General features: G+C 65.2%; 13 protein-coding genes. 5 read left to right on the top strand and 8 right to left on the bottom strand.

Going from position 1 to position 15,487, the window contains the following annotated elements:
* Position 1 precedes the first annotated feature (1 nt).
* Together FIU28_RS11385 and FIU28_RS11380 are read right to left on the bottom strand one after the other, a co-directional pair.
* Positions 2-379: a hypothetical protein gene (locus FIU28_RS11385; protein ID WP_143573076.1), complete on the bottom strand. Its 378-nt coding sequence runs from the start codon at positions 377-379 to the stop codon at positions 2-4.
* A gap of 69 nt (positions 380-448) precedes the next feature.
* Positions 449-640, bottom strand: coding sequence for an RES family NAD+ phosphorylase (locus FIU28_RS11380; RefSeq protein ID WP_168204660.1), 192 nt, complete (start codon positions 638-640; stop codon positions 449-451).
* A 126-nt stretch (positions 641-766) separates the two neighbouring features.
* Here FIU28_RS11380 and FIU28_RS11375 point away from each other — a divergent pair, with 126 nt between their 5' ends.
* The 5 genes from FIU28_RS11375 (at position 767) to FIU28_RS11355 (ending at position 8,105) form a co-directional block, all read left to right on the top strand.
* Positions 767-1,960: an NAD(P)/FAD-dependent oxidoreductase gene (locus FIU28_RS11375; RefSeq protein WP_441351654.1), complete on the top strand. Its 1,194-nt coding sequence runs from the start codon at positions 767-769 to the stop codon at positions 1,958-1,960.
* A gap of 175 nt (positions 1,961-2,135) precedes the next feature.
* Positions 2,136-2,993, top strand: coding sequence for an FAD binding domain-containing protein (locus tag FIU28_RS11370; RefSeq protein ID WP_168202920.1), 858 nt, complete (start codon positions 2,136-2,138; stop codon positions 2,991-2,993).
* Positions 2,990-5,326 (top strand): xanthine dehydrogenase family protein molybdopterin-binding subunit, encoded by a 2,337-nt coding sequence (locus tag FIU28_RS11365; RefSeq protein WP_143573073.1) that lies wholly within the window; start codon positions 2,990-2,992, stop codon positions 5,324-5,326. The genes FIU28_RS11370 and FIU28_RS11365 overlap by 4 nt, the downstream gene beginning before the upstream one ends.
* Positions 5,323-5,802 carry a (2Fe-2S)-binding protein gene (locus FIU28_RS11360; RefSeq protein WP_143573072.1) on the top strand — a complete coding sequence of 160 codons (480 nt, stop codon included), beginning with the start codon at positions 5,323-5,325 and terminating at the stop codon, positions 5,800-5,802. The genes FIU28_RS11365 and FIU28_RS11360 overlap by 4 nt, the downstream gene beginning before the upstream one ends.
* The gene (locus FIU28_RS11355; protein WP_143573071.1) at positions 5,799-8,105 is read left to right on the top strand and encodes a xanthine dehydrogenase family protein molybdopterin-binding subunit; all 2,307 of its coding nucleotides are present in this window, start codon (positions 5,799-5,801) and stop codon (positions 8,103-8,105) included. Before FIU28_RS11360 ends, FIU28_RS11355 begins: the two co-directional genes overlap by 4 nt.
* Positions 8,106-8,259: 154 nt before the next feature.
* Here the strand turns inward: FIU28_RS11355 and FIU28_RS11350 are convergent, their stop codons facing one another.
* From FIU28_RS11350 to FIU28_RS11320, 6 genes are all read right to left on the bottom strand, one after another.
* Positions 8,260-9,192, bottom strand: a complete 933-nt coding sequence (locus tag FIU28_RS11350; RefSeq protein ID WP_143573070.1) for an alpha/beta fold hydrolase — start codon at positions 9,190-9,192, stop codon at positions 8,260-8,262.
* A gap of 682 nt (positions 9,193-9,874) precedes the next feature.
* Positions 9,875-10,333 (bottom strand): MarR family winged helix-turn-helix transcriptional regulator, encoded by a 459-nt coding sequence (locus FIU28_RS11340; RefSeq protein WP_143573068.1) that lies wholly within the window; start codon positions 10,331-10,333, stop codon positions 9,875-9,877.
* Between the two features lie 68 nt (positions 10,334-10,401).
* On the bottom strand, positions 10,402-11,130 hold the full coding sequence (locus FIU28_RS11335) for an ABC transporter ATP-binding protein (protein WP_143573067.1): 729 nt from the start codon (positions 11,128-11,130) through the stop codon (positions 10,402-10,404).
* The gene (locus FIU28_RS11330; RefSeq protein ID WP_143573066.1) at positions 11,127-11,897 is read right to left on the bottom strand and encodes an ABC transporter ATP-binding protein; all 771 of its coding nucleotides are present in this window, start codon (positions 11,895-11,897) and stop codon (positions 11,127-11,129) included. The genes FIU28_RS11335 and FIU28_RS11330 overlap by 4 nt, the downstream gene beginning before the upstream one ends.
* Positions 11,894-13,780 carry an ABC transporter permease gene (locus FIU28_RS11325; protein WP_143573065.1) on the bottom strand — a complete coding sequence of 629 codons (1,887 nt, stop codon included), beginning with the start codon at positions 13,778-13,780 and terminating at the stop codon, positions 11,894-11,896. The genes FIU28_RS11330 and FIU28_RS11325 overlap by 4 nt, the downstream gene beginning before the upstream one ends.
* A gap of 236 nt (positions 13,781-14,016) precedes the next feature.
* Positions 14,017-15,228, bottom strand: a complete 1,212-nt coding sequence (locus FIU28_RS11320; protein WP_210245499.1) for an ABC transporter substrate-binding protein — start codon at positions 15,226-15,228, stop codon at positions 14,017-14,019.
* Positions 15,229-15,487: the final 259 nt, after the last annotated feature.

The raw sequence follows: 15,487 nt of genomic DNA, 5'->3' as shown, positions 1-15,487 counted from the left end.
ATCAGACGCGAGGGGGATGGTCGGGAGGGGGACGCGCGACGCCGTCCGCTAGCATGTCGTCCATGAACAGATGCGACGTCCGCACCGCGTGCCGAACCACCATCGCGGGCGCCGGCGAGGGGCCGGCCTGCACGGTCTTCATCACGCAGATCGCCATCAATTGGCAATCCGGGCAATTCTTGCTCTTCGGCTCGGACGGGCAGCACGGCATGTCCGCGGACATGGTGCCCGAAGACATGGTGTCCGAAGACATCGTCGACATGTCGTCCATCGCCATCGACGCCTGCATGGCCGCCGCAGGCGTCACCACGGGCCCCATCGCGAGACCGAAGGTCACGCAAAGAGCCAAAGCCAGGTTGATGAGCCGACGCAGCGCCATCCCCCATTATCCCACCAACGCGGGCACGGGGAAAGCACCTTGTGCTTGAAAAGTTCGCCACCTCCTCCGTCAGGCCTGACGCGTCGCCGTCGGCGTGGCCATGCCCTGCCATCGAAGGCGCCAGACGGCGCCCTGCCGCAGGTTCTGGACGAGGTCGGGCCGGAAGGCGACGAGGCAGGTGCCGCCGGCTTGGCGAACCGTCGGATAGACGATGCCGTTGCCAAAGGCAGGCGGTGCAAAGAACCGATCGCCAATCCGCAAATTGACGTGCGAACGGCCCGGTTGCGCAGGGCTGGGGGTCCGTCAGAGCCTGATAGTCATCGTTTTCACTTATATTTTGGTGATGCCATTTCCGACCTTGATACCGACACGACCGAGCAAGCGGATTTGCGCGGCGGCTGTTCGCCGTGGTTCAGCGCGACTTCGTTCGTGCGTCGTCCGTTCACGCAGGACACAATTTGCGACGTGCTGATCGTCGGCTGCGGCATCACCGGATCGCTGGTGGCCGAAGAACTGACGCGACAGGGGCTCGATATCGTCCTCATCGACCGCGAACTGCCGGGCCGCGGCAGCACCGCGGCCAGCACGGCGATGCTGCTGTGGGAGATCGATCGATCGCTGGTCGAATTGACCAACCTGTACGGCTTTGAGCGCGCTATGCGCGCCTATCGCGCCAGCTACGAGTCTGTACATGGGCTGAAGGCGCTGGTGCAGCGCCTCGCGCTGCCCTGCGAGATGCGCGACAAGGATTCGCTGTATCTGGCTGCCGGCGAGAGCGCCAAAGACCTGATCGAGGAGCAAGCGCTGCGGCAACGCGCCGGCCTGCCCGGCGCCTTTCTCGACCATCCCCGACTGCTGTCGGAATACGACATCGCCCGCGCCGGCGCGCTGCTGTCGCCGGGTTCTGCGGACGCCGATCCGTTGCAACTGGCGAGTGGACTGCTGAAGGTCGCGGTCGGCCGCGGCGCCCGGCTGTTCGAGGGCGAGGCGGTCGCCTATGATTCCTCAGCGCATACAATCGGCGTGCAGCTGAAGGACGGCGGCACCATCGAGGCGCGCCACGTCGTGCTCGCCACCGGCTATGTGATGCCGGACATCGTGCACACGAAAGTGCAGACGCCGTCGTCGAGCTGGGCGGTCGCCACCAGGCCGCAGCCCGGTAACATCTGGCGTGACGGCGCGCTGATCTGGGAAGACAGCAAGGACTATCTCTACGCCCGCTCGACCGCGACCGGCCGCATCATCATCGGCGGCGAGGACAGCGACGAGATCATCGATCCCAATACGCGCGACGCGCTGATCCCCGCCAAGACGCAAGCGCTGGTCAAGAAGCTCGCGGCCCTGTGGCCGCGCGCCGAGCTGGACATCGAATTCAGCTGGGCCGGCACCTTCGACACCACCAGCGACGGCCTGCCGCTGATCGGGCCGGTGCCGCAGCATCGGAGCATCTACGCGGCCTATGGCTATGGCGGCAACGGCATCACCTTCAGTTACATGGCAGCGCAACTGATCTGCGGCGCCATCGCCGGTGAACACGCCGCACTGCTCGACGACTTCGCGCTAGACCGCGACGGGACGTGAAGCCCGGTTGCGCCTGCATCCGGGCGTAAGATCAAAATCCGGCTTGCACCGCTTGCCAAAACCGCCGCCAATGGAGGCAGCAAAAGCCCCGATTTGCGCCAGCGCGTTACATTGACATCCAGCGACCGATTGTTAGCATACAAGCGATTTTCAGCCCACCTGCATGGGGTTTCCGATGAAGCCGGCACCGTTCACCCGCCACGTTCCGCGCACCGTCGACGAGGTCGTCGCCGCGCTGGCGGAGTTTGCGCCGCAGGACGGCCGCATCCTCGCCGGCGGTCAGAGCCTGGTGCCGATCATGGCGTTTCGCATGGCGCGGCCGGTGCATCTGATCGACATCAACGAGGTCGAGGGGCTCGACCGCGTCGCGATTGACGGCGACTACTTCTCGATCGGCGCTCGCGCCCGCCATGGTGCGTTCGCCAAGCCGGTCGTTGACGGCGTGCTGGGCAAGCTGCTGTCGTTCGTCTGCGGCCACATCGCGCATTATCCGATCCGCACGCGCGGCACCTTCTGCGGCAGCCTCGCGCATGCCGACCCGTCGTCGGAATGGTGCCTGGTGTCGGCAACGCTCGGCGCGAGACTGGTGGTCAAGAGCGTGCGGGGCGAGCGCATCGTTGCAATCGAGGATTTCCTCGAAGGCATCATGTCTACCTCGCTGGCCGAAGACGAATTCCTCGCAGAGGTGCGGCTTCCGCTGCTGCCGGACGATACGCAATTCGGCTTCTACGAATTCAGCCGCCGCGCGGGCGATTTCGCGATGGCCGCGGCGCTCGTGACGTATCGGCTGGTCGATGGCGTGATCGCGGACGCCCATGTCGGCATCGGCGGCGCCGAGGACCGCCCGCGGCGTATCGCTGAGGCCGAAGCCGTACTCAATGGCCAGCCGCCCTCGGTCGAACTGTTCGTCGCCGCCGGCGAAGCCGCGGCCCAGGCGGTCGATCCGCTGGAAGACATCCAGACCACGGCCGAATATCGTTGCGACCTTGTGCGCGCGGTGACGCGCCGCGCGCTGGAGCACGCTGCGGGATGACGGTGCACCAGAAGGGCTCCGGCACCAGCTGGGTCGGACGTTCGCTGCGGCGGGTTGAAGACCCTGCCCTCGTCACCGGACAGGGCCGGTTCACCGCGGACCTCCCGGCGGTGCACTGGGTCCGCTTCGTGCGCAGCCCTGTCGCGGCCGGGACCATTGAGAACATCGCCGCGCCGGACGGCGCCACCGTCATCACGGCGGCCGACCTCGTTGCGCTGAAGCCGATCCGGCCGATGCTGAGCAAGTTCGCTTATGTCCCGGTCGGCCAGCCGATCCTTGCCGATGGCGTGGTGCGCTTCACCGGCGAGCCGATCGTCGCGGTCTATGCGTCGGCCAAGGACCTTGCCGAAGACATTGCGGACCAGATCGAGGTCGAGATATCCGAGACGCCGGCGCTGGTCGATGGCATGGACGCGCTCGCCGACGGCGCGCCGCTGGTGCATGCCGAAGCTGCCGGCAATGTCATCGTCGAGGGCCGCATCACCACGCCGGGTTTTACCGAGGTCTGGAACAGCGCGCATACCATCGTCCGCGTCGATGGCCGCTCGCGCCGGCAGAACGCCACGCCGATGGAAGCCCGCGCCGGCCACGCCGCCTATGATGCCGCGACAGGAAGGGTCACGCTGACCTGCACGACGCAAATGCCGCATATGGTGCGCACCGCGATTTCCGATATTCTCGGCATGCCGGAATCCGATTTGCGCGTGATCGCACCGGATGTCGGCGGCGGCTTCGGCCAGAAGATGTCGCTCGGTCCGGAATTCGTGTTGCTGGTATGGCTTTCGCGAAAACTGCGCAGCTCGGTGGCGTGGACCGAGGACCGCCGCGAAAACCTGATCGCGAGCTATCACAGCCGCGACCAGCATATCGATATCGAAGGCGCGTTCGACGCGACCGGCAAACTGCTGGCGCTGCGCGGCGACATCGTCGCCAATATCGGCGCCTATTCCTGCTTCCCGACCACGTCGGGCGTCGAGCCGCTGATGGCGTTGGCCGAACTGCCCGGCCCCTATAACGTGCAGGCCTATGACTGCCGGTCGCGCGGCGTGCTGACCCACACCTGCCCGATGGCGCCGTATCGCGGCGTGTCGCGGCCGGTGATCACCTTTGCGCTGGAACGGCTGATGGACAAGGCCGCGGCGAAATTCTGCATCGAGCCGACCGAGCTTCGTCGCCGCAACCTGATCGATGAATTCCCTTACACCTCCGCCACCGGCCTCGTGTTTGACGACGGCTCCTACAGAGCGACGATGGAGATGGCGATTGCCGCCATCGACCTCACTGCATTCCGCGAACGCCAGAAAAAGGCGCGCGATGCCGGCCGCTATCTCGGCATCGGCTTTGCGACCTTCTCCGAGCGCACCGGCTACGGCACACCGGCTTTCGCCGCGCGCGGCATGGCGATCTCGCCGGGTTTCGAGACGGTGCATCTCACCATCGATCCCTCCGGCTTCATCGAGGCGCGGATCGGCTCGTCGCCGCACGGTCAGGGCCTACGCACCTCGCTGGCGCAGATCATCGCCGACGAGCTCGGCGTCGATCCTGCTATCATCAAGGTCGTGCATGGCGACACCGATCGCTCGCCCTATGGCTGGGGCACCTTTGCCAGCCGCTCGATGGTGCTGACCGGCGGCGCCAGCCTGATCGCCGCGCAAAAAATCCGCGCCAAGCTTATCAAGATGGCGAGCCACCTGCTCGAGGCATCGCCCGAGGACATCACGCTGCACTCCGGCGCCGCGCATGTCATCGGCACCGATCGCACGATCACCATCGCCGCGCTGTCGCGCGCCGCCTATCACTCGCTGCAGGTCTTCAACGGTACGATCGAGCCGGGCATGACCGAGACCGGCACCTACGATCCCTCCGGCACCTTCTCCAACGCCTGCCATGTCGCCATCGTCGAGGTCGATATCGAAACCGGGCGGGTCGAGGTGCAGAAATTTCTAGTCGCCGAGGACGCCGGCCTCATCATCAATCCGATGATCGCCGACGGCCAGGTGCATGGCGGCGTCGCGCAGGGCATCGGCAACGCCATTCTCGAAGAGATCATCTATGACGAGACCGGCAACATCATGAGCAGTACGCTCGCGGACTTCCTGCCGCCGACGTCGCATGAAATTCCCGAAATCGAGCTGCATCACATCGAGACGCTGACCGGCAACACCATCACCAGGGCCAAGGGCCTCGGCGAAGGCGGTGCGATCGGCGCGCCGGCAGCGGTGATCTCGGCGATCAACGACGCGCTCTCTTCCTTCGGCGTCTCGATCGACGAGATGCCGGCCACGCCGCAACGGATACGCGCGGCCCTGCGCAGCAGCGGAAAATCGACATGACCGACAAGACCAGTATCACGCTCACCATCAACGGCCGCGACCACGCCATCTCCGTGGAATCGCGCCGCACGCTGGCGGATGCGATCCGCGAGGAGTGCGGCCAGACCGGGACCCATATCGGCTGCGAGCACGGCATCTGCGGGGCCTGCACCGTATTGGTGGATGGCGAGCCGGTGCGCTCCTGCCTGATGTTCGCGCAGCAGGCCGCGGGCAAAGAGATCCGCACCATCGAAGGGCTTGCCCGCGGCGACGAGATGCATCCGATGCAGAAGGCCTTCATGGAGCACCATGGCCTGCAATGCGGCTTCTGCACGCCGGGCTTCCTGATGCTCGCGGTCGGCGTGCTGGAGAAGGAGCCGGACATTTCCGACGACGATCTGGTCGACGTACTGTCGTCGAACCTGTGCCGCTGCACCGGCTATCAGAACATCATCAAGGCGGTGCGCGCTGCCGCCATCGAGATGCGGCAGCCGTGAACGCCCCGGCCAAACCGAAGCTGATCGGCCAGTCGGTTACCCGCAAGGAAGACGGCCCGCTGCTGCGCGGCCAGGGCCTGTTCGCCGCCGACGTCAACTTCCCGAACCAGCTCTACATGCGCGTGGTGCGCTCGACCTATGCCCACGGCAACATCCTGTCGGTCGATCTGGCGCCGGCACTGGCGATCCCCGGCGTCGTGGCGGCGTGGTCCTTCGCGGAGGTCGCCGACGTGCCGCCGATCGATTTCCGCCTGACAAAACTCGAAGCGCTCGCCGCCTACCGCCAGACCATTCTGGCCAAAGACCGCGTGCGCTATGTCGGCGATCCCGTTGCCGTGGTGTTCGCCGAGAATGCCTATCTCGCCGAAGACGCCGCCGAACACGTCGTCGTCGAGATCGAGGAATTGCCCGTCATTCTCGAGGCCGATGGCCCGACCGGCGAATTCCGCGATGGTCTGCCGACCGAGCCCGCGGTGATCCGCAAGGGCTATGGCGACGTCGACGCGGCGTTTGCGAAAGCGCATGCCACCGTCAGCCTGTCGCTGTCGATCGGCCGGCACTCCGGCGTTCCCCTGGAAACGCGCGGCGCGATCGGGCGCTATAATGCGGTGAAAGACGTGCTGGAAATGTACGGCGCGGCGAAAGTGCCGCACTGGAATCGCGACCAGCTCGCGACAATGTTTGGCCGGCCACAGCTCTCCATGAACCTGTTCGAGGGCCATGTCGGCGGCGGCTTCGGCATCCGCGGCGAGCTGTATCCGGAAGACGTGCTGGTCTGCCTCGCCGCGCTGCGGCTCGGCCGTCCCGTCAAATGGATCGAGGACCGCCGCGAGCACCTGATTGCCGCCAATCATTCGCGGCAGCAGACCCACCACATCCGCGCCGCCATCGATAGCGAAGGCCACATCCTGGCGATCGACGACGAGTTCTATCACGACCAGGGCGGCTACATGCGCACCCATGCCGCCACCGTGCCGGATCTCGCCGCGGCGATGCTGCCGGGTCCCTACCGCGTGCCCGCCTATCGCGCCGCCGGCCATATCCGCCTCACCAACAAGACGCCCGGCGGCACCTACCGCGCCCCCGGCCGCTATGAAAGCACGTTTGTGCGCGAGCGATTGCTCGACGCGATCGCGGCCGAGATCGGCATCGACACTGTCGAGGTGCGCCGGCGCAATTTGATCGACAAGAGCGAGATGCCGGTGACGCGCGCGCTGGAAACGCTCGGCACCCACATCGTGCTGGATTCCGGCGACTATGCCGGGCTGCTCGACAAGGCGTTGAACGGCGTCAGCTGGGACGCCTTGCAGGCTGACATCAAGCAGCGCCGTGAAGCTGGCGAGTTGGTCGGCGCTGGCGTGGCGATGTTTGTCGAGAAGAGCGGGCTCGGCCCGTTCGACGACGTCCGCATCACGATCGATACGACGGGGCATGTCGAGGTCGTGACCGGTGCGGCGTCCGTCGGCCAGGGCGTCGAGACCGTGATCGCGCAGATCTGCGCCGACACGCTCGGCGTCGGCTATGACCAGATCAACGTGATCCACGGCCAGACCAACCGCATCGGGCGCGGCCTCGGCGCCTTTGCCTCGCGCGTCACCGTGATGACCGGTGAAGCGACGCGGCTCGCGGCGATCAAGCTGCGCGACAAGGTGCTGACCACCGCCGCCGAACTGATGCAGTTGCCATCAGGCGAGCTCGACATCGTCGACGGCCAGATCGTGCAGACCGGCAACGCAATCGGCCCGTCGGTCGGGCTCGGCCAGATCGCCGCAGCACTCGCACCGGGCTCGAAACTGCTCGGCGACGAGGCGCCCGGCCTGTCGGCCGAGGCTACCTTCGAGTCCGCGCACATGACCTATCCCTACGGCGTGCATGTCGCCGTGGTCAGCCTCGCGCGCGACACCGGCGGCATCGATATCGAGCGCTATCTCGTCGCTTACGATGTCGGTCGCGCCATTAACCCGATGCTGGTCGAGGGCCAGATCGTCGGCGGCGTGGCGCAGGGCATCGGCGGCGCGCTTTATGAGGAGTTCACCTATGACGACCGCGGCGAGCCGCTCGCCGTGACCTTTGCGGACTACCTGATGCCGACGGCGCGCGAAGTTCCTGACGTCGATGTGATCGTCTCCGAGGACGCGCCGAGCCCGCTCAATCCGATGGGCGTCAAAGGCGCCGGCGAAGGCGGCACCAACGCGGTGGGCGCGGCATTGGCCGCCGCGATCGACGACGCGCTTCAAATGCCCGGCGCGATCTCGCAGCTCCCGGTGTCGCCGCAGACAATCAGGGCGTTGTTGCGACCTTAGTTTCTGCGCGCCGCAGCCGGGTGGCGGAGGATCTCGCGGCAGGCCAGCCGATCCGCGCCGGTGGCACGGCGGATGAAGCGCCGATAAAAATCCGACTGTTTCGCCCGAAAGCCCGCCAGAGCCCCGGCGCCGAAGCGCCGTGCTGGCGTCCGCTTCAGCCGAAGAACGCCGTCAGCTCCGCGACGGTCTCCTCCGGACGCTCTTCCTGCAGCGTATGGCCGCAATCGAAGGCGCGGCCGGAGACGTGCAGCGCTTTCTCCCGCCACGTCTCGAGCACGTCGTACAGCGCGCCGACGGTGCCCTTGCCGCCCCAGATCGCCAGCAGCGGGGCGGTGACGCGGCGGTCGGTGTCGGCCTCGTCATGCTCGAGATCGATGGTCGCGGCCGCGCGATAGTCCTCGCAGATCGCGTGCCGCGTCGCCGGATCGTTGTAGCAGCGCAGATACTCCGCGAAGGCCGCGGGTTCGGTCGCGCCAGGCGTCTTGACCTGGCCATCAATGTGCGTGCGCAGGAAAAACTCCGGATCTGCGCCGATCATCCGCTCCGGCAACGGCGCCGGCTGGATCAGGAAGAACCACCAGAAGTAACGCGTCGCGAAGGCCTTGTCGGTGCGCGCATACATGGTGGCGGTCGGCGCGATATCGATCAGCGCGACGCGCGACACGGCTTCGGGAAAATCGAGCGCCATGCGATGCGCGACGCGCCCGCCGCGGTCGTGGCCGACCACGTCGAACTTGTCATGACCCAATGCCCGCATCACCGCGACCTGGTCGCGCGCCATGGCTCGCTTCGAATAGGCCGCATGGTCGGCGCCGCTTTCGGGCTTGCTGCTGTCGCCATAGCCGCGCAGGTCGGTCGCGACGACGGTGAAGCGCAGCATCAGCGCGCCCACCACCTTGCGCCAGGTCACATGGGTCTGCGGATGGCCGTGAAGCAGCAGGAGCGGCGGCCCGTCGCCGCCCACCGCGGCGCGGATTCGGACGCCGTCAGGCAAGGTCCCGTCGAGCAAACGAAAGCCCGCGAGGAACGGCGACGGGCCAAGGTCGGCAAAGGTCGCGCCGGATTCGGGAAGGGTCAGGCCAGCCATGAATTTTCCGCCAGGTAGAAGTGTTGAAGGGATGTGATGGCCGCGTTATGCTGCAGCGTCGCGCCGACCGCGTCGCGGCCGGGGACCACCGCCTGACTGCGACGAGCCGTCGGCAAGCTCGATGCCCTGCCCCGTCGGTTCGACCGTCAACTCGCACGCCGAGGCATCCGAGGCAAGATCGCCGATCCGGCGTACGAAAGCTTATTCCAGCTCGATGCCGAGCTGGCCGAGTCGAGCGCCATCGCGACAGGGAGCTTCCGTCAAATGCCGCGATTTTTGGCTTGCCTGCGGATCGGTCTTGCCGCGGCGGCGCTGGTGCTGCTTTCCGATGTGCGTAGCTCCAGCGCAGCGCCCGAGAAGAGCAATCTCGGTAAGGCCGAGGGTTATCCGGTCGCTCCTGCGCTCAGCAGAAGCCGCGAGGAACGTTACCGCGCCGGCTCTTTCAGCGCGCTCGATACGCTGGTCCCTCCTGCAGCCTGGCCCCCGCATCGATCCCGCTGCCATTGTCGATGCCAACGCCGGTCCGGCGATGCCAGCGGGACACATCTAGGCGCCGAACGTGACGCGCTGTTTCGAGGAATTGTCGCGCACTACGGCCGCTGTTGATTGCGAAGCGAAGCGCCGAGCGCATTGAAACCGATGGATCACCGCCTCGCTACGACCTGCGCGGAAGTATTCCGCGCTACGTGATCTTCTTCAACAACCGCACCAATGTCCGCTGCTCCTCCGCCGTCAGCGGTCGGAGCGTCTTGACGCTGATCTCGGCGGCGACGCGGATCGCGGCGTCCATCAGCTCGGTGCCCTGCTCGGTCAGCGACACCGCGCGCCGGCGGCGGTCGGTCGGATCGCTCCCGGTGGTGATAAAGCCCCGCAGGCCCAGCCGATCGACCACGCCCTTGATGGTGGCGGCGTCGAGATAGACGAGGCGCCCGAGATGGTTCTGCGAGCAGGGTCCGACCTCGTGCAGCTTGGCCATCACGGCGAACTGCGTCTGCGTAAGGTCCGCGATCATGTTGGCCATGAAGATCGAGGTGTGGCGTTGCATCGCCACCCGCATCAGGAAGCCGACCTGATAGTCGACGACATAGTCCGACGGCGGCTCCGCGCCCGGCAGGACCTTCAGCTTTCCCGGCTTCTGCATCGCACTACCCCTGACGACCCGCGAAGTATGTACGATCTTCGGTTGCATTAAAAGGCGAACCTATACTTTCACACCGTCAGGTAGGCCCGCTGGATCTCGATGTTGTCGGCCAGCGCACCCATGCTACCACTCCACTGGATCTGGCCCTTTTCGAGAATGTACGCCCTGTCCGATACCAGTTCGGCGAAATGAACGTTCTGTTCCGACAGCAGGATCGAAACGCCGGCCTTCTTCAGTTCGAGGATGGTGTTGGCCATCAGTTCGACGATCAGGGGGGCTACGCCTTCCGAGGGCTCGTCGAGCAGGATCAGGAGCGGATTGCCCATCAGCGTGCGCGCCACCGTGAGCATCTGCTGCTCGCCGCCGCTCATACGGCCACCCGGCCGGTGCGGCATCTCGCCTAGATTGGGAAACAGTTTAAGCAACTTGTCTTCAGTCCACACTGGCGCCGCAACGCCGTCACTGAATTTGCGCGGCGGCTGGCGGCCGATGTCGAGGTTTTCCATCACCGTGAGGTCGGAGAAGATGCGACGGTCTTCCGGCGTGAATCCCAGCCCCAGCCGCGCGATCTCGAAGGGTTGCTTGCCGGAGATGTCCGTGCCGTTGAACTGGATCTTGCCCGACGACTGCGCCATCAGGCCCATGATCGCCTTCATGGTGGTGGTCTTGCCGGCGCCGTTGCGGCCCATCAGCGCCACCACTTCGCCGCGCCCGACTTCGAGGTTCAACCCGTAAAGGATCTGCGCGGCACCATAGGAAGCGCCGAGATTATCCACCGTCAGCATCGGCGTGCTCATGAGGAAGCCTCCGCTTTGGCAAAGGTCTTGCCGGTGCCGAAATACACTTCGCGAACCTGCGGGTTGTCGCGAATGGATTTGGCGTCGCCGTCAGCAATCAGCCGTCCCCGCGCCAGCACGATGATGCGATCGGCAAAGGCGAAAACCACATCCATCGAGTGTTCGGTGAACAGCACCGAGATGCCGCGCTCGATCACCAGCCGCTTGACCAGCGCGATCAGATCGTTGCGTTCCTTCGGCGCCATGCCGGCGGTCGGCTCGTCCATCAAGAGCAGCCGCGGATCGTTGGCGAGCGCAATGGCGAGTTCGACGCGCTTGACGTCGCCATAGGCCAGTTCGCGACTCGGCCGGTCGGCGGCGTCGGCCATGCCGACCTGCGCCAACAGTTCGAGCGCGCGCTCGCGATGCAGCGACGCCGCCGGCTTCCACAATTTGTAGATCTGGTGGGCGTGCGAGATCAGCGCCATCTGCACGTTCTCGACGACGGTCATCGAATTGAAGGTGGCCGCGACCTGGAAGGTGCGGCCGATGCCGAGCCGCCAGATCTCGCGCGGCTTCCGGCCGATCAGCGAGGTGCCTTCGAACATGATGTCGCCGGAGTCGGGGGCGAGCTGGCCGTTGATCATGTTGAAGCAGGTCGACTTGCCGGCGCCGTTGGGCCCGATCAGCGCCAGAAACTCGCCGCGCTTGATATCGAACGACACGTCGTTGACGGCCTTGACGCCGCCGAACGATTTGCAGAGTTGGCGGATGCCGAGATCGCTCATGACGACACCTTCCGTCGCGACACGAGTTTCAGGAAGCCGCCGACGATGCCGCTCGGGAACGCCAGTACCAGCAACAGAATGACGCCGCCGAGCAGTGCGCGCCAGTATTCGGTGGAGCGCATGATGGTGTCCTGAAGAACGGCAAAAACAGAGGCGCCGACGATCGGACCGCTCAGGGTCTGGATGCCGCCAAGCAGCACCATCACCAGGCCATCGATCGAGCGGCTGACGCCGATCGTCTCCGGCGAGATCGAGCCCTTGGCGAAAGCGAACAGCCCGCCGGCGACGCCGCACACCGCGCCCGCAATCGCAAAAGCCAGCCAGTGCACGCGCTTGACGTCGAGGCCGATCGCCTCCGCGCGCAACGGAGAGTCCCGCCCTGCCCGCATCGCGTAGCCGAACGGCGCGAACAGGAATTTTCGCAGCAACAGCACGCCGGCCGCGGCCAGCGCCAGCGTCAGGAAATAAAACGGCCCGCGTGTGTCGAACGGCGCCGACGGCCAGATGCCGAGCACACCGTTGGAGCCGCCGGTCAGCGTCTCCCACTGGAACACCGCGGCCCAGACGATCTGCGCGAACGCCAGCGTCAGCATTGCCAGATAGACGCCGGACAGACGCACGGCGAACCAGCCGAACAGCAGCGCGCCGAGCAGCGCCAGCATCGGAGCGGCAGCCAGTGCCACGCCCATCGGCGCGGCAAAGAATTTCACCAGCAGCGCCGCCCCATAGGCGCCGAGGCCGAAATAGGCTGCGTGGCCGAACGAGTGCATGCCGCCGGGGCCCATGATGAAATGCAGGCTGGCGGCGAACAGCACGGCGATGAGCACGTCAATGCCGAGCACCAAAGTATAGGGCGAGTTCTTCGCCAGCAGCGGCAGGCAGACCAGCACGACCAGCAGCACGAGGCCGGCGATCTTGGTGGCCGGCGACGCCGGGCGCATCGGCTCTTCCGGCTCCGCGACGCTGCGCACCACCACCTGCTCGCGGCCGAGCAACCCGTAAGGCCGGAAGATCAGCACGGCGGCCATCACCAGGAATTCGGCCACCAGCGTCAGCTTGGAGAAGTTCACCGAAAAGCCGCCGAAATCAACGACGCCGAGACCGATGCACAGCGCCTTGACTTCGGCGATGATGACGGCGGCGAGATAGGCGCCGGAGATCGAGCCCATGCCGCCGACCACGACGACGACAAACGCGTCGCCGATCACGATCAAATCGGTCGCCAAAGTCGCCGGTTCGCGCGCGATCTGCAGCGCGCCGCCGAGACCGGCGAGCAGCGCGCCGAGCGCAAACACGCCGGTGAACAGCATGGCCTGGTTGACGCCGAGCGCGCCGACCATCTCGCGGTCCTGCGTGGCGGCGCGCATCAATCGCCCGAAGCGCGTCTTGGCCAATGCCAGATGCAGCATCCACAGCACGAACGGGCCGACAAAAATCAGAAAGATGTCATAGGTCGGCAGCCGCCTGCCGAGCAGTTCGACCGAGCCGGTAAGGCCTGGCGCGCGCGGGCCGAGCAGGTCTTCCGGTCCCCAGATCCACAACGTCGCGTCGTTGATGACCAGCACCAGCGCGAAGGTGGCGAGCAATTGAAACAGTTCGGGCGCGCGGTAGATCCGGCGCAGTAGCAGTATTTCGATGATCGCGCCGATCACGCCGACCAGCACTGCTGTGGCGACGATGCCGCCCCAGAAGCCGAGCGGACCGCCAAGTTTGGTTGCGATCGTGTAGGCGATGTAGGTCCCGATCATATAGAGGGACCCGTGCGCGATGTTGACGATCCGGGTGACGCCGAAGATCAGCGACAGCCCGGCCGCCACAAAGAACAGGCCGGACGCCGAAGACAATCCGTTGATCGCCTGGAAGAAGAAGGAACTGAGGGTCATCGTGGATCGACCTCTCCCCGCCTGCTGTCAGCGGAGAGAAACACCTTTTCATTTGGAGTTGTGTGAGCCATCAGGGCGGTATCGGCTTGTGGAATTCAGAACCTCTCCCCGTCATTGCGAGGAGCCTCTTGGCGACGAAGCAATCCAGTTCTTGCTGAGCCTGTGGCCTCTGGATTGCCGCGTCGCTTCGCTCCTCGCAATGACGAGCTTGTTGTCCTGTTCAACCCCATCACACTTTAATCAGTGGCGGGACGAAGCTTCTTCACTTCGGCATCGCTCGGCAGCACGCTGGCGCCATCGACATATTTGAAGTCGACCATGGTGCCCTTGCCGTTTTCCAGCGCGATCTTGCCGACATAAGCGCCCATCGTCGCTTGATGGTCGGAAGCCCGGTATTCGAACGGACCGAACGGGCTGCCGAGCTTGAGGCCCTCGAATGCCGCGATCAGCTTGTCGGTGTCGGTCGAGCCCGCCTTGGCGATGCCGGCGGCCAGCGACTTCATGGTGCTGTAGCCGACGATCGAGCCGAGGCGCGGATAGTCGTTATACTTCTTCTGATAGGCGTTCAGGAACGCCAGATATTCCGGGGTCTTGATCTTGTCCCAGGGATAGCCGGTGACGATCCAGCCGACCGGGGCTTCTTCCTTGACCGGATCGAGATATTCCGGTTCGCCCGACAGCAGGCTGACCACGGTGCGGTCCTTGAAGGTGCCGCGCGTAGTGCCTTCGCGCACCAGCTTGGAGAAGTCGGCGCCGAACAGCACGTTGAAGATCGCGTCCGGCTTGGCGTCGTCGATCGCCTGCGCCACGGCGCCGGCATCGACCTTGCCGAGCGGCGGCGCCTGCTCGGTGACGAATTCGACGTCGGGCTGCTTGGCCTTCAGCATTTCCTTAAAGGTCGCCGCCGCCGCCTGGCCGTATTCGAAGTTCGGATAGACCAGCGCCCAGCGCTTCTTCTTGGCGGCCAGCGCATCCGGCATCAGCATCGCGACCTGCATGTAGGTCGTGGCGCGCAGCCGGAACGTGTATTTGTTGCCGTTGGCCCAGGTGATCTTGTCGGTCAGAGGCTCGGCGGCGAGGAAGAACACTTTCTTCTTGCCGGCGAATTCGGTGACGGCGAGGCCGATATGCGAAAGAAACGTGCCGGCGAGGATGTTGACGCCCTCGCGCGTCACCAGCTCGTCCGCGACGCGCACCGCATCGCCCGGCGTCGAGCCGTCGTCGCGCGAGATCACTTCCAGCTTCTTGCCGAGCACGCCGCCGGCCGCATTGATCTCCTCGATCGCCAGTTCCCAGCCCTTCTTGTAAGGGTCGAGAAACGCGGTCTGGGTCTTGTAGCTGTTGAGCTCACCGATCTTGATCGTGCCCTGCGCGAAAGCCGCAGAACCGAGCGAGACCGCCAGCGAACCGGCGATGGCGAGTGAGCCGAAGATACGAGCCGTCATCATGATCGAACTCCGTTGTGATCGTCGATTTCAGGGATCGACGATTGCGATGAAATTATCCGTCGCCGTCCATTTCGCAAACAGAAGACCGGCCCCTGCGGCGTTACGTTCGGCCTGAACGCTGTTCGAATTAGTTTGTACGCAAATAGTCCGGCGCACCCGGTTTGTTGTCAAGACTGGTTGTGGTGCAAGGTGCCTAGCACATCACTGAATGTTTGATCACCACGAACGCGACGCGATGATGAAGTCGGTAGCCAAGAAC

This window comes from Tardiphaga sp. vice154, assembly GCF_007018645.1.
Classification (GTDB): Bacteria; Pseudomonadota; Alphaproteobacteria; order Rhizobiales; family Xanthobacteraceae; genus Tardiphaga.
This window is presented reverse-complemented; position numbering and strand designations above follow the sequence as displayed.